14 protein-coding genes are annotated in these 13,231 nt (G+C 63.8%); 1 reads left to right on the top strand and 13 read right to left on the bottom strand.

Translation table 11 applies throughout. From position 1 onward, the window contains the following. Nucleotides 1–2: 2 nt before the first annotated feature. Nucleotides 3–446 carry a hypothetical protein gene (locus GR158_RS03745; protein ID WP_134649668.1) on the top strand — a complete coding sequence of 148 codons (444 nt, stop codon included), beginning with the start codon at nucleotides 3–5 and terminating at the stop codon, nucleotides 444–446. A 49-nt stretch (nucleotides 447–495) separates the two neighbouring features. Here the strand turns inward: GR158_RS03745 and visR are convergent, their stop codons facing one another. The 13 genes from visR to GR158_RS03810 form a co-directional block, all read right to left on the bottom strand. Beyond that, a complete protein-coding gene (gene visR, locus GR158_RS03750; RefSeq protein ID WP_230640243.1) occupies nucleotides 496–1,233 on the bottom strand; it encodes a transcriptional regulator VisR in 738 nt (245 codons plus the stop codon). Between the two features lie 17 nt (nucleotides 1,234–1,250). Continuing rightward, nucleotides 1,251–1,994, bottom strand: coding sequence for a transcriptional regulator VisN (visN, locus tag GR158_RS03755; protein ID WP_134649667.1), 744 nt, complete (start codon nucleotides 1,992–1,994; stop codon nucleotides 1,251–1,253). A gap of 576 nt (nucleotides 1,995–2,570) precedes the next feature. Beyond that, nucleotides 2,571–4,265, bottom strand: coding sequence for a flagellar basal-body MS-ring/collar protein FliF (fliF, locus tag GR158_RS03760; RefSeq protein WP_134649666.1), 1,695 nt, complete (start codon nucleotides 4,263–4,265; stop codon nucleotides 2,571–2,573). Between the two features lie 262 nt (nucleotides 4,266–4,527). Then, nucleotides 4,528–4,917, bottom strand: a complete 390-nt coding sequence (locus tag GR158_RS03765; protein WP_134649665.1) for a hypothetical protein — start codon at nucleotides 4,915–4,917, stop codon at nucleotides 4,528–4,530. A 95-nt stretch (nucleotides 4,918–5,012) separates the two neighbouring features. Beyond that, entirely contained in the window at nucleotides 5,013–5,567 is a 555-nt protein-coding gene (gene cheD, locus GR158_RS03770) for a chemoreceptor glutamine deamidase CheD (protein ID WP_160870066.1), read from the bottom strand. After that, a complete protein-coding gene (locus GR158_RS03775; protein ID WP_134649663.1) occupies nucleotides 5,564–5,953 on the bottom strand; it encodes a response regulator in 390 nt (129 codons plus the stop codon). The genes cheD and GR158_RS03775 overlap by 4 nt, the downstream gene beginning before the upstream one ends. Then, on the bottom strand, nucleotides 5,940–7,004 hold the full coding sequence (cheB, locus tag GR158_RS03780; protein ID WP_160870067.1) for a protein-glutamate O-methylesterase CheB: 1,065 nt from the start codon (nucleotides 7,002–7,004) through the stop codon (nucleotides 5,940–5,942). The genes GR158_RS03775 and cheB overlap by 14 nt, the downstream gene beginning before the upstream one ends. After that, nucleotides 7,001–7,909: a protein-glutamate O-methyltransferase CheR gene (gene cheR, locus GR158_RS03785; RefSeq protein WP_134649661.1), complete on the bottom strand. Its 909-nt coding sequence runs from the start codon at nucleotides 7,907–7,909 to the stop codon at nucleotides 7,001–7,003. Before cheR ends, cheB begins: the two co-directional genes overlap by 4 nt. Next, nucleotides 7,906–8,370, bottom strand: a complete 465-nt coding sequence (locus GR158_RS03790) for a chemotaxis protein CheW (protein WP_134649660.1) — start codon at nucleotides 8,368–8,370, stop codon at nucleotides 7,906–7,908. The genes cheR and GR158_RS03790 overlap by 4 nt, the downstream gene beginning before the upstream one ends. Nucleotides 8,371–8,376: 6 nt before the next feature. Next, nucleotides 8,377–10,653 (bottom strand): chemotaxis protein CheA, encoded by a 2,277-nt coding sequence (locus GR158_RS03795; RefSeq protein ID WP_160870068.1) that lies wholly within the window; start codon nucleotides 10,651–10,653, stop codon nucleotides 8,377–8,379. Between the two features lie 25 nt (nucleotides 10,654–10,678). Continuing rightward, nucleotides 10,679–11,044: a chemotaxis response regulator CheY1 gene (gene cheY1, locus GR158_RS03800; RefSeq protein WP_134649658.1), complete on the bottom strand. Its 366-nt coding sequence runs from the start codon at nucleotides 11,042–11,044 to the stop codon at nucleotides 10,679–10,681. Continuing rightward, complete coding sequence (locus GR158_RS03805; RefSeq protein WP_160870069.1) at nucleotides 11,041–11,340, bottom strand: STAS domain-containing protein; 300 nt, start codon at nucleotides 11,338–11,340, stop codon at nucleotides 11,041–11,043. The genes cheY1 and GR158_RS03805 overlap by 4 nt, the downstream gene beginning before the upstream one ends. 126 nt (nucleotides 11,341–11,466) lie before the next feature. Beyond that, nucleotides 11,467–13,065: a globin-coupled sensor protein gene (locus GR158_RS03810; protein ID WP_246665543.1), complete on the bottom strand. Its 1,599-nt coding sequence runs from the start codon at nucleotides 13,063–13,065 to the stop codon at nucleotides 11,467–11,469. Between the last annotated feature and the right edge of the window lie 166 nt (nucleotides 13,066–13,231).

The following is a 13,231-nucleotide window of genomic DNA, read 5'->3' on the forward strand; positions in this document are numbered from 1 at the left end:
CGATGAGAAAATGCACCTATTCCGCAGAACGCGAGAAGATTGTTGCCGAAGCAATCTGCCCGGTCGCCACTGAGCTCAGACTGCTCGATGCCGCCGATCTCGTGTCGTTGTTGCGTTTCGAGTGCTACGGGAACCTGGCCGATCTGGTCTCTTCGGCCGCCGAACTCTATTTCCTGCCCGGCACCATCAATTTCGGCGCCGGCGGCGACTATCGCCTCGACTGGGATACGGAGCCGGAGGTGACGCTGGACATGGAGATCCGTCCGCAGGGCGTGACCGTCTATGCGCGCCTGATGCTCCAGAAGGATGTCGCGGGTGTCGAAGTCACGCATGTCGCCTTCAGCGACCCGGCCGCCGACCCCAATGACAACACGGATTTCCTGCGCAGAAGCCTGCAGGAGGCGCGCTACGTGAAGGGCGACGCGGCGTCTCATCACGCCCATTAAACGCACGGCAGAGGCCACGACCATGCGCCTGCATGGCCGCTTGGCATCATCAGGTGATGTAGCCGAGCCGGATGGCCTTCGCGATGGCCTGGATGCGGTTGACGGCGTCGAGTTTCGTCGTCGCCGTTCCGAGATAGGCGTTCACCGTGTGCACGGAAAGGCCCATCTTCTCGGCGATCACCTCGGAAATGCAGCCGTCACCCGCCATCTGGAGGCAGGCGATCTCGCGTTCGCTCAGGGCCTCCGCGGGCGTGAGCTTCTTCTCGTCTGCGGCCAGCATGTCGATCAGGATCTGGCAGCTCTGCATGTGCAGGTCCACCGTCAGGTCGCCGGACGGTGCGATGAAGTTGCCGATGAAGACGACGTAGCCGTTCCCCTGAGCGCCGAGCCTGACGGGAAAGGCAATGCCCGACCACGGCAGCACCCCGGCCGGCAGGCGCGCGGTGAAGAGTTCGGCGCCCGCCACGGCGAACTGGTTGCCGCCTGCGCCTTCCCAGATAAGGGGCAGCATGGAGGCTTCCAGATGCGCCAGCATCGCCGCATCGTAGGCGCCCAGCAGCTGGTCGGCCTTGCGGTCGACATCCTGGGCCCAGTTGTGCAGCGCGAGCCTGAACTTGCGTGCGGTGGGCAGGCCCTGGCCCGACAGGCGCAGCACGGCGAAGTGCTCGGCGCCGAGCACCGTCTGCATGACCTGGAGGCGGGAGACGAAATCGGCCGCGCGCACGGATTTCGGCGGCCGGGCCAGGCGGATTTCGGCTTCGGAGATGAGCGGGGCGGAGAGCTGGATTTCCACGACGCTCCTCCTCACACCAGGCTGTGACGAACGGCCCAGGCGATCGCCTCCGACCGGGTCTTCGTCGCCGTCTTGCGCATGACGCTGGTGATGTAGTTGTTGATCGTGTTGCGCGAGATGCCGAGAATGACGGCGATCTCGCCGCTCGTCTTGCCCTCCGCGATCCAGTAGAGGCATTCGATCTCCCGGTCCGTCAACTCCATATCCCGGTCCTGCCGGAGGATGGCGCCTTCGCAGCAAACGCTCGCGAAATAGCCGGTCATGATGCCGACATCGCGCAGCTTGCTCTGGGAGAGGATGAAATGCTCCGGAAAGAGGAGAAGGAGCGACATGCGCACCCGCCCGACATGGAATGCGATGACGCAATATTCACGGCTGACGCCCCTCGGCACCGCCACGTTGTCGGCCAGATGGTGGAAGCACGGCTTGAGGAGGGAAAAGCACTTTTCCAGCTCGCTCATCCGCGACTGGGAGGCCCCCACCGTCCGGGCGATGCCGCGCACCATGTCGAACGGCCAGTCGGACGCGACGACGACATCGAGGCCCGCTTCGGGCGAGGCGTCGTGCCGGACGAGAAGATAATGCGACGCGCTGACGTAATCGGTTAACGCCTTCAGTCCCGGCGAAAGGCCGGCGGGATCCGCACAGCGCCCAAGCTCCTGAAGAAGAATTTCACGCGCACTCTTACGCTCACCAGATTCGGCGGAGAATCCATAAGATTCCCAGGCCGCTGCATCCGACCGCATCGTTTCCATGATAGCCCCCTGTTCCGATCCCGATTGGAAGGCCCCGCCTCCTTATCGTCACAGTTCGGAACCGTCCGAATCTGTTTTCCGATCAGGCCGCATCGACGGGAATCACCAAGCGAATCAGTAACTAAAGTGTACATCGACCTCCTTCAAAGACCATGGCCCCCTTCTCGGGATTTACTTTTGCCGGCTTCTGTGAATCGCCTTCGCGTAGGTGATTTGCTTTTTGTGGCGCTGCCCCGGCAGGAACGAACTGAGCGGTTAACCATTTGTTAACCATTCATTATTTTCTGCGCGTTGCCCTCGCCCGTATTTCGGGAAACCCTAAATCAGGAAAATCCGGTGATACACACCCGGCACCAGCTGCTATCGCAGCGCAAAATTTTTTTCGCATTCACGCGTCCGTGAATGGCGGCGTCCCAAAATGGGCGCAATCTTGAAGGAAATGCCGCGAACTCAGCGCCGAAAATGTTGCGCCGGCGCAACACTTCGCCGCCAAAAAACACACAAATCCCGGTACGAAAAGCAGAACGCGACCCGGTTGGGGCCGCGCTCTTGGAGACGTTTTCGTGTGACAGGCGGTCAGGCGGCTTCTTTTTCTGCGGACCACTTGCGCAGGATCTTTGCGGCACGCTCTTCGCTGATCTCGACCATGCGGCTGAGGCGACGTTCCGGGCCTTCCTTGACGCGACGGTTGAAGGCGCCCTCGCCGTCGTCGCCGGCATTGAGAAGATCGTCGGTGCTGTCGAAGCCGAAGTCCGCGCCGAAGCCATCCATGAGGGTGGCGCCCGGGCCGCCGATACCGGCGGCAGGAGAGAAGTCCGGCAATTCGAGGCCGGCCGCATCGCTTTCGAGCGCATTGGCCCCGGCACCGCCGCCCGTCACCGAGCGGACCGCCGGGCGCAGGCCGAACCATACGACCAGGAAAGCCACGCCGACGAAGGCAAGCGCATTGATGATGCCGCCGAGATTGCGCGTCAGCACTTCCATGACGCCCGGGCCAGGCACCGCATCGTCCAGCAGCTGGTGGTCGAGGAATTCCATCGCGGTGATGGTGACGACGTCGCCACGATCGGCATTGAGGCCGGCCGCGGAGGAGACGATCTTCTGCATATCCGCGAGATAGGCGTCGATCTTCGCCTGGTCGGCGGGTTCGCCCACCATGGCGGCAATGCGGGCGCGGTTGACGACGACGGCGACGGACAGCTTCTCCACCGCCACGCCGTTGCGCACGGTGGCGACCGTCTTGCTGTTGATCTCGTAGTTGGTCTGCTCTTCCTTCTTGTCCGCCTCGTCGCTCGACTGCGGACCGTCACCGTTGCCCTGCGGGCCGCCCTGCGGAATGTTCTGCTCGACGGTCGCGGCCTTGTTGGTGGCCTGCTGCTTGGACTTCTGGCTTTCGCGCGTCACACGCACGGAGCGCTCGACGCGCGATTCCGGATCGTAGACGGTTTCCTGGATCTGCTGGGTATCGGTGTTGAGCGCGGCGGTCACGCTGGCGCGGAAATTGTCCATGCCGAGGAAGGGTGCGAGCGCCTTCTCGATATTGCGTTCCATCTCGCTCTGCACCGTCTGGACGGCGGTCAGCGAGCGATTGAGCATGCCCTTTTCAGGATCGTCGCCGGACGCCAGGAGCTGGCCGGCCGAATCGAGGATGGTCACGCCATCCACCTCGAGGCCCGGAACGGATGCGGCGACCAGGTGACGGATCGCAGCCGCCGATTCGCGCCCGGCCTGCGCGCTGGCGCGGATCATGACGGAGGCTGTCGGAACCTGGTCGGCTTTGCGGAAGTTGCCGCGCTCCGGCATCACGATATGGACGCGGGCTGCGGCGATGCCGCTGATCTGCTGGATGGTGCGGGCGATTTCGCCCTCGAGGGCACGAACGCGCGTCACCTCCTGCATGAAGGAGGTGAGACCGAGAGAACCGACCTTGTCGAAGAGTTCGTAACCGGAATTGGCGCTGCTCGGCAGGCCGCGCTCGGCGAGATAGAGCCGGGCCTTGCCGGTCTGGCCGACGGGAACCGCGATGCTGGCACCGTCCGTTCCCGTGTTGAAATCGATGCTGGCCTCGGCGAGAGCCATGCTGATCTGGTTCACATCGGACTTTTCCAGACCGACATAAAGCGTCTCGTAGGCGGGCTTGTTCACAAGGATACCGGCGGCAAGCACCAGGCCGATCGACACCACCGCGGCCCCTGCGAGCATCGCGAGTTTCGCCTGGCCCAGCGAAGCCAGGTTCTTGTAGACTTTCGTCAACTGTTCCAACAGATTCATTCTGTTCCCGCACGGACTAGTCGCCTGCCTGCCGGGCAACATGCCGGCGCGTTCAGACGCATTTTCAATCTCGTGGAACGGGACCGGCATTTCCGCACGCCGATCTGCTCCATGGAATACGCGGACCTGACTGATCCGGGATGGAGACTAGACGGCGAAACTTGCGCGAACATGGCGGTGCTGCGCCTGCGAAGAGTGCGGGAAAACAAAAACGGCGCCTTGCCGGCGCCGCTACACATCGAGAATTACCGTTTCAGATCAATCAGAAGGCTTCGAAATCGCCGACAGCCTTGCCGAGCGGCTGGGAGTGCCCATGCCGGGTTCCGTTGCTCAGCGCCTTCTGCATATCCGCAAGCTTCACGAGATTGAGCGCCGTGGTGACATCGACGATCCACCCCCCGGGAATGCTGCCGGTGATCGTATCGATGAATTCCGCAAGCCCCCGCGTCTTCTGGACGGCGAGGTCCAGGCCCTGCAACACCATCATGCGCTCGGCATCGTCGGCGGAGGCCTCGCCATGCACGGCAGCGAGCTGCGGCTCGATGCGCTCTATCAGGTAGGCGACGTCGTGCAACTCGGAAACGATCCGCATGAGGACATCAGGAAGGGCTTCCTCCATCACACTCGCTGTCGTCAGATACTCGGCTTTCATGGGGGACCCTTCTCCCGTCGACGCCCGGCGGCGCTGTTGCCACTGCCGGTACGCAATCACGTCACACTTGCATTTCCTCGCGACGCCCCCGCCGCTCAGAAGAATTCGATCGAGCTTTCCGCCGGTTTGGCGACAGGCACGGGACGCTGTTCCAGCGCCACCGTCTTCTGCGTCTCCACGCCCGTCAGCGCATATTGCCGGGCGCGGCCCGACGAAGGCCAGTATTCCAACTTTCGGCCGTATTCGCCACCCGTACTTTCGCCGACGATCTTGATGCCTTCATCCGTCAGGAACTGCCGCGCGAAGAGCGCATTCTGCTCCCCGACATTGGAGAAGCGCGCCATCGTCCTTGCTCCGCCGAAGATCTTTGCCTCCAGCCGGTCGCGTCGCGCGCCCTGCTTGAGCATGCCGTTTATCAACAGCTCCATCAGGTGGACGCCGTAGCGTGTGGCGTCACCGCCCGAGGCAAGCGCCCCGGCAGAGCCCGGCAGCAGGAAATGGTTCATGCCGCCGACGCCAACGACCGGGTCACGCATGCAGGCGGCCACGCACGAACCGAGGATGGTGGTCAACACCACATTCGGATCGTTGACGACCTTGTACTCGCCCTGGATGACGTGGACGCGGCGGGCCGCGGCATCTGATATCATTTCAATGCCCCGAACACGGCTTCGATCGCCGCCTTCATCTTTTCGATGGTGAATGGCTTGGCCAGAACGTTGTTCGCACCGAGCGCGGCCGCCTTCTGCACCAGCGCGCGGTCGCCCTGCGCGGTGAGGATGATGAAGGCCGCCTTCTTGGTGGTGGGGTTGGACCGCACCGCCTGGAGGAACTCGATCCCGTCCATCTTCGGCATGTTGAAGTCGGAGATGACGAGATGGTGCGGCTGCTGGGTCATGATGGCCATGCCCTGCGCACCGTCGCCGGCCGCCGTGATCTGTTTGAAGCCGAGCTGCTGCAGGGCATCACCCAGAAGCAGACGGCTGGTCACCTGATCGTCGACGATCAGGACTTTTATTTTTTCAGCGAGAGACATTGTTCGCTTCCTTCTCTATGGCCGCAGTGATCTTCAGGATTTCCTCGCCGATGGAGGAGAGTGGAAACTGGTGTTCCACGGCGCCCAGCTCGAAAGCGACCCTGGGCATTCCATAAACCACGCAGGTTTTCTCATTCTGGCCGATGGTCCGCGCCCCGGCGTGGCGCATCTTCAAAAGTCCCGCCGCACCGTCCCGGCCCATGCCGGTGAGAATGGCGCCGACAGCGTTGCGGCCGGCAAGTTCCGCAACCGAATCGAACAACACATCCACCGAAGGACGGTGACCGTTGACGGGATCGCGGTCCACGAGACGGCAACAGGGGGCGTGCGGATTGGCGACCTGCAGGTGACGCTCGCCACCGGGTGCCAGGTAGATCTTGCCGATTTCCAGGCGCGCGCCGTCCGTGGCCTCCTGCACGACGGGCGCGCAGAGCCTGTTCAGACGGTCGGCGAAGCTCTTGGTGAAGGTCGACGGCATATGCTGGGTGATGACGGTCGGCGGGCAGTTCACCGGGAACTTCTGCAAAACCGTGATTAGAGCCTCCACGCCGCCTGTCGACGCGCCGATGGCGATGATCTTGCGGCCGGGCCTGTAGGTGCTGGGACTGGCATGCACCGCGACTGGCGCGATGGGCGGCGGATCGGTGCGCAACCGGCGCTGCGAGCGGGCGGCCGCCTTCACTTTCTCTGCAAGGTCGCCGAAGGGACGAACCTCGCCCGGTTGCGGCTTGCCGACACAATCGAACGCGCCGATCTCCAGCGCCATCAAGGACGCTTCGGCACCGCGATGGGTCAGGGTCGAGACCATGATCACCGGCATGGGGCGAAGCTTCATGATCTTGTCGAGAAACTCCAGCCCGTTCATGTTCGGCATCTCGATGTCGAGCGTCACGACATCGGGATCGAGCTGCTTGATCGCGTTGCGGGCTTCCATCGCGTCGCCGGCCTGGCCGATGACGGTCACGTCGGGATCGGCGTTGAGCACGGCCGTGATCAGGCCGCGCATGGTCGGTGAATCGTCGACGACAAGTACGCGTGCGGGTGCCGTCATGCGCCCCTCCCCCTGTTCTTGCCCGTGTAGCGGTAGGTCGTGATGCCGATATTGTCGAACTGCCCCTTCGCATCGCCCGAAACGCGCTCGGAATGACCGATGTAAAGATGGCCGTTGTCGGCGAGCATGTCGGCGAAGCGGGACCATATCCGCACCTGCGTCGGCTCGTCGAAATAGATGACGACGTTGCGGCAGAAGATGACATCGAACGGCCCCTTGAACGGCCACTGGGCCATCAGGTTCAGTTCGTTGAAGGTAATGAGGCGCTTCACCCGGTCGTCGATCTGCCATTTCTGGCGGCCGGCGATCTCGGTCTCTCGGAAGAACTGCTTGCGCATCGCCGGTTCGACGGTTTCGAGCGCCGTCGCGTCATAGGCGCCGGAGCGGGCGATCGCCAGGATCTTGGGGTCGATGTCGGTGGCCAGGATGCGGAAATCGTAATCCGCCGCATTCGGCATCATCGAGAGTACCGTGAGCGCGATCGAGTAGGGTTCCTGCCCGTCGGAGCAGGCCGCCGACCAGATGCGCACGCGGCCGCCGTTGCGCGCACGGGCAAGGAGCTCCGGCAGCACGTCGCTGCGAAGATGCTCGAAATGATGGTTCTCACGGAAGAAGCGCGTGAAATTCGTCGTCAGATGCGACAGCATCTCCTTGCGCGGGCCGGCACCCTCCGGAGAGGACACAAGCGCGCAATAGTCCCGGAAGCCCTTGAGGCCGAGCTGGCGGATATGCTTCGACAGGCGCGAATAGACGAGCGAGGCCTTCGTCTCGTTGAGGTAGATGCCGGCATCCGCATAGATCATCGCCGCGATCTCCGAGAGGTCGCGACGCGTCAGCGGATACTCACCGCTTGCGAGGCATTCGTCCGGAGATTGCCTTGTATCGATGGCCGGAGAATAGGTCATGCGGCTTCACTTTCGATATGCGGGAACAGGACGCCGAGGTCGATGAGGCAGATCATGCGGCCTTCGATCGCGAGAATGCCGCGCGCATAGGCCTTCTCCGTCTCGTTCGCGATGTCGGGCGTGGGCTGGATGTTTTCGTCCGTGATGGTCAGGATGTCCGACACTGCATCCACGAGCAGCCCCACCGCCGCCGGTCCGACCTGCGCGACGATGATGACATGGCGGACGGTCGGCTCGGTGCGCTTCATGCCGAGACGCTGCGACATGTCGATGATGGGCAGCACCGCGCCACGCAGGTTGATCACGCCGAGCACATGCGGCGGTGCGTGCGGCATTGGCGTCGCCGGGGTCCATCCACGGATTTCCCGCACGGACATGATGTTCACGCAGAATTCCTGGTCGCCGATCCGGAAGGCGATCAGTTCATGTCCGTCGATGAGATTCTTGACCGCGTACGTCATGGCGTCTCAACCGGTGGCAGCAAGCGAGATGTCTTGGCGAAGGGGCTGGCCGCGGGACGCGGCGACAACGGCGTCGACGTCAAGGATAAGAGCCACACGGCCGTCGCCCAGGATGGTCGCAGCCGCAATGCCGGGAACGTGGGTGTAGTTGGCCTCGAGGCTCTTGATGACGACCTGGCGCTGACCCTGGATCGCATCGACCATGAGGGCGCGCTGGCCACCGCCTTCCGATTCCACGAGGAGCGCAACGCCGTCCATCGGGTTGGCCTGCGTAGAACGGAAATTGAGGATCCGTCCGACATCCACCAGCGGGCAGAACGAATTGCGGATCGAGATGAGCCGCTGCGAGGCGCCGAACGAATGGATGGCGGAGGCTTCCGGCTGGAGCGTCTCGACGATGGCCGTCAGCGGCACGACGAGCGTCTGGCCGGCGACCGTCACCACCATGCCGTCGAGCACGGCGAGCGTCAGCGGCAGGCTCATGGTGAAGACCGAACCCTGGCCGGGCTTGGACGAGATGGAGATGCGTCCGCCGAGCGCCTGGATGGAGCGCTTGACCACATCCATGCCGACGCCGCGGCCGGAGAGGTCCGACACCTTGTCGGCGGTGGAGAAGCCGGCGTGGAAGATCAGGTTGTCGATTTCCTCGTCGGACAGGTTCGCATCGGCGGCGATCAGGTCGTTGTCGATCGCCTTCTGGCGCACCTTCTCGCGGTTGATGCCGGCGCCGTCATCGGCAAGCTCGATGACGATGCGGCCCGAGCGGTGCTTTGCGGTCAGGCGGACCGTGCCTTCGGGGTTCTTGCCGAGTGCCTCGCGCTTCTCCGGCATTTCCAGGCCGTGGTCGACCGCATTGCGGATCATGTGCGTCAGCGGCTCTGCGAGCTTGTCGATGACGGTCTTGTCGACTTCGGTGTTCTCGCCCTCGGTGATGAGGCGAACCGATTTGCCGGTGATGTCGGCGATTTCACGGACGGTACGGGCCATGCGCTGGAACACCGGCTTCACCGGCTGCGCGCGGATCGCCATCACCGAATCCTGGATCTCGCGGGTGAGCTGCTGCAGCTCCTCGAGGCCCATATTGATGGAGCTGACGCCGTTGTTGTCGTTCTCGACCACGCTCTGCGAGAGCATGGCCTGGTTGATCACCAACTCGCCGACGAGGTTGATCAGGCGGTCGACGCGATCGAGGTCGACACGGATGGTCTGGCCGGCAGCGGATGCCTGGTTTGCCTGCGCGGCCGTGGCGGCTGCGGCTGCCGCCTTGGCGTTTTCGGCGGCGCGGCTTGCGACCTGTGCGACCTTGCTGGCGGTGTCGGCGGCGGCAATGGCGGCCGCCGTGTCGCTTTCGTTGGCAACGGGCTCTTCCTCGCCGCCGGCGGCCGGGCCGTCCTCAAGCAGCGAAAGATCGAAAGGAACGGCCTGCATCGGCGGCTCGTCATCGTCGGCCGCTTCACCCACGATCTCTTCCTCGACCGTGCGGACATCGAGTTCGCAGTCCCATTCGGCAAATTCGAAGACGGAGCGCACGCCGTCCTCGCCCTTGTCGGTGGTGACGGACACCTTCCAGGAGAAATAGGCCTCCTCCGGGTTCATCTTGTCCAGCGGCGGCAGCCGGTCCATGTCGCAGTAGACGCTCATCTCGCCGAGGCGGGAAAGATCGCGCAGCAGGAGTACGGCTTCGTTGCCCTTGGCATAGAGTTCCCGGTTGGGCCGGAAGACGATCTGGCAGGTCGGAACGTATTGCGCAGCCGGCTCCTCGTCGAAATCGCCGAAGGAGAACGGGATCGGCTGGAAACCCTCGTCATTGACGTCGGGCTTTGCGACGACCGGTGCGGGTTCGGCCGGCTTCGATGCGGCAGCAACCGGCTTCGGTGCAGCGGGTTCCGCGGCATGCGTCTCGCCGTGCGCGAGCGCCTCCAGTTCACGGATGAGCGTGCGGCTGCGCGCTTCATCGACACTGCCGCCGTCACGGGCGGCATTGGTGAGGTCCGCCAGCACGTCGGCGGATTTCAGCATGACCTTCAGGACATCCTGGGTCGGTTCCAGCTTGTTGGATCGAACGCAATCCAGCGTCGTCTCGAACACATGGGCGAACGAAACGAGATCGTCGAGACCGAAGGCGCCGGCGCCGCCCTTGATCGAATGGACCGCGCGGAAAACGGCGTTGACCGTTTCGGGATCGCGGTCGCCGTCATTCAGCTTCAAAAGCCCGGATTCCAATTCCGCGAGCTGCTCTTCGCACTCCTGGAAGAAGATCTCTTTGATTTCGTTCATATCCATCGGCAGGAATCCCGGACTTCGTGAATTAGGCGGTTACGCGCTCGATTGCGTCGATCAGCTTGGTCGGGTCGAACGGCTTGACGATCCAGCCCGTGGCGCCGGCCTGGCGTGCGCGGTTCTTCTTCTCCGCATCGCTTTCCGTCGTCAGGACGAGAATCGGGATCGCGCGGAACTTCTCGTTGCGGCGAACGCCCTCGATGAAGCCGAAGCCGTCAAGGCGCGGCATGTTGATGTCGGTCACGATGACATCGGGATTGGAGGTTTCCAGAACTTCGAGGCCCTCGACACCGTCTTCGGCCTGGATGGTCTCGAAGCCCGCATTGTTGAGCGTGACGAGAAGCATGTTCCGGATTGTCCGGGAATCATCCACGGTCAGTACTTTCTTCTTCATTGCCTAGCCTCCTGTGCCAGCAAGTGATCAATGTTCACGCCGATAAGCTGCATGGTTTTCATGAACGGCTCGGACACCTTGGCGAAGGTGAACGACTGCTTGTCTTCTTCCCAGCTCTTCGCGCCGGCCATCAGAACCTGCGCGCAGAGCGCACCGACGCGCTCGACGGCCGAAGCGTCGATGACGAGGGGGCCGCCCTTGAGGCCCATGAGCTGCGCATGCAGCGCCGTCGCCTCGTTGAGATCGAGAACCGGGGCAAGGCTTAGACTTTTCTGAGCGGCTTTCTTGCTCGCCATTACGGTGTTCCTTGTCTGCGTCTGAGCGAAACCGAGATTGTGTTGCGCGGTGCGGGCGGCTGGTTTTCCTCCGAGGACCGGCTGCGCGCCGTGGAGAACCAGTGACGGGGACGTCTGCTCGTCATCTCAACCTCCATGGCCGACGGCCCGCGCCGTCAGCAAATCGAGCGGAGCGGCCGGAGCCGGGATATCCCGCGCGACGGCACGCGGCGCCGCTTGTGCAAAACGTTCGGCGCGCTCCTCGCGGGGTGCGGCGACGCGGAATGCGCGGATCGTGCGGCCGAGCTCCAGGATGACCGTATGGAGATCGCCGCCCATGGCGCCGACGCGGCCGGCGTCCCCGGCATCGGTTTCGAGCGCACGGCCCGCGCGGTCGATGCCGGCGGCCACGCCTTCCAGGCCCTCGGCATCGACGGCGCTTTCGCGCACGATGCCGGTGATCGCTTCGTTGATGCCTTCGACCTGCCGGACGATGCTGCCGATGGCATCCTGGGTGCGGTGGACGTGCTCGACGCCCGCTTCGACCTGCGCCTTCGTGCCCGTCACCAGCTGCTTGATCTCACGCGCGGCATCGGCGGAGCGCTGGGCAAGCGCGCGCACTTCCTGCGCCACAACGGCGAAACCGCGGCCGCTGTCGCCGGCGCGCGCGGCCTCGATGCCGGCATTGAGCGCGAGAAGGTTCGTCTGGAAGGCGATCTCGTCGATCACGCCGATGATCTGGCCGATCTTCTCGGCGGAAGCCTCGATATCGGCCATGGCCGACATGGCCTCGCCGACGATGCTGCCGCTCCGGGTGACCGAATCCTGCGTCGCCAGCGCGGCGGACTGCGCCTTGCGGGTTTCGGCAAGCGTCTGGCGAACGCGTTCGACGATGCCGCCAAGCGCGTTTGCGGTCTCCAGCAGGGTGGCCGACTGCTCACCCGAGCGGACGGAAAGCGCATGGGCGCCATCGGCAAGCGTGCCGGCAAGACGATCGCCTTCGGCAGCGCGCGCGGCGGCCGAGGAAAGATGCGCCTGGATTTCACCAAGCGCTGCGTTCAGCGTCTCCGCCATGTCGCGCCAGGCATCGGGCATCTCGCCTGAGACGCGGCCCGAAAAATCAAGCTGGGAAAGGCCCCGGATCGTATTGCCGAAGACTCGGTCGAGTTCGGCGCGGTCTTCGCGGCGCTGCTCGGCGAGCGCCTTGTGGTGGCTGTGGCGCAGTTCGTTGAAGCGGAGCGACACACCGATTTCCGCATCGATCATCGCCGTGCGCAGGAAGGCGGAAACGAGCTCGGCCAGTTCCTTGCGACGGGCCTTGCCGGCGCCGGGCAGGATGGATTTCGGCCAGTATTCCTCGATCAGCCCGTTGACGACCGTCTCCATGACGACCGCGTGGCCGGCGATGCGCCAGCGCGGATCGAGGCCCATCTGGCTTTCGCTGTCGGAGAGAACCTTGACCCGCTCGGCATAAAGCCCGTCAAAGCGGGCGTCGGTCAGCACGTTCCAATGCGCGCTCTGGAGATCGTGGAGGCGATCGATCTGGCGCTCGCTTTGGAAATGCCTGGCGGCATCGGGGAATGTCTGGAAACGCTGGAAGAGATCGCGCAGCGCGGTTTCGACGTGGCGCTCGAGGGTCTGGCGGTGGCGGCGCAGCGCATCGCCGTGGGCGGTCTCCATCCCGGCAAAACGCAAACGGTCGCGCAGGCTGGCTGCCTGTCCCGTTCGAGCCTGTTCTGCCGGCATTTCCTGCACCAATCCGCTCCAAACCAACAATGCCCGGCCGCCGTTTCGGGCGGACGTCTGAACTGTCACATGGGGAGAAGGCCGGCCCGCGGGCCGTGGCCACGCGGCGGCGTGCCGCCTGAATTCCGGCGCACGAGCATGCCGCCCGTCGATCCATGATCAAATT

It is taken from the genome of Shinella sp. AETb1-6 (assembly GCF_009826875.1).
Classification (GTDB): Bacteria; Pseudomonadota; Alphaproteobacteria; order Rhizobiales; family Rhizobiaceae; genus Shinella; species Shinella sumterensis.

Coding starts and splice junctions, on each gene's coding strand:
- GR158_RS03745 (WP_134649668.1), top strand. CDS start 3: ATGAGAAAATGCACCTATTCCGCAGAACGCGAGAAGATTGTTGCCGAA.
- visN (WP_134649667.1), bottom strand. CDS start 1,994: ATGGAAACGATGCGGTCGGATGCAGCGGCCTGGGAATCTTATGGATTC.
- fliF (WP_134649666.1), bottom strand. CDS start 4,265: ATGAATCTGTTGGAACAGTTGACGAAAGTCTACAAGAACCTGGCTTCG.
- GR158_RS03765 (WP_134649665.1), bottom strand. CDS start 4,917: ATGAAAGCCGAGTATCTGACGACAGCGAGTGTGATGGAGGAAGCCCTT.
- cheD (WP_160870066.1), bottom strand. CDS start 5,567: ATGATATCAGATGCCGCGGCCCGCCGCGTCCACGTCATCCAGGGCGAG.
- GR158_RS03775 (WP_134649663.1), bottom strand. CDS start 5,953: ATGTCTCTCGCTGAAAAAATAAAAGTCCTGATCGTCGACGATCAGGTG.
- cheB (WP_160870067.1), bottom strand. CDS start 7,004: ATGACGGCACCCGCACGCGTACTTGTCGTCGACGATTCACCGACCATG.
- cheR (WP_134649661.1), bottom strand. CDS start 7,909: ATGACCTATTCTCCGGCCATCGATACAAGGCAATCTCCGGACGAATGC.
- GR158_RS03790 (WP_134649660.1), bottom strand. CDS start 8,370: ATGACGTACGCGGTCAAGAATCTCATCGACGGACATGAACTGATCGCC.
- GR158_RS03795 (WP_160870068.1), bottom strand. CDS start 10,653: ATGGATATGAACGAAATCAAAGAGATCTTCTTCCAGGAGTGCGAAGAG.
- cheY1 (WP_134649658.1), bottom strand. CDS start 11,044: ATGAAGAAGAAAGTACTGACCGTGGATGATTCCCGGACAATCCGGAAC.
- GR158_RS03805 (WP_160870069.1), bottom strand. CDS start 11,340: ATGGCGAGCAAGAAAGCCGCTCAGAAAAGTCTAAGCCTTGCCCCGGTT.
- GR158_RS03810 (WP_246665543.1), bottom strand. CDS start 13,065: ATGCCGGCAGAACAGGCTCGAACGGGACAGGCAGCCAGCCTGCGCGAC.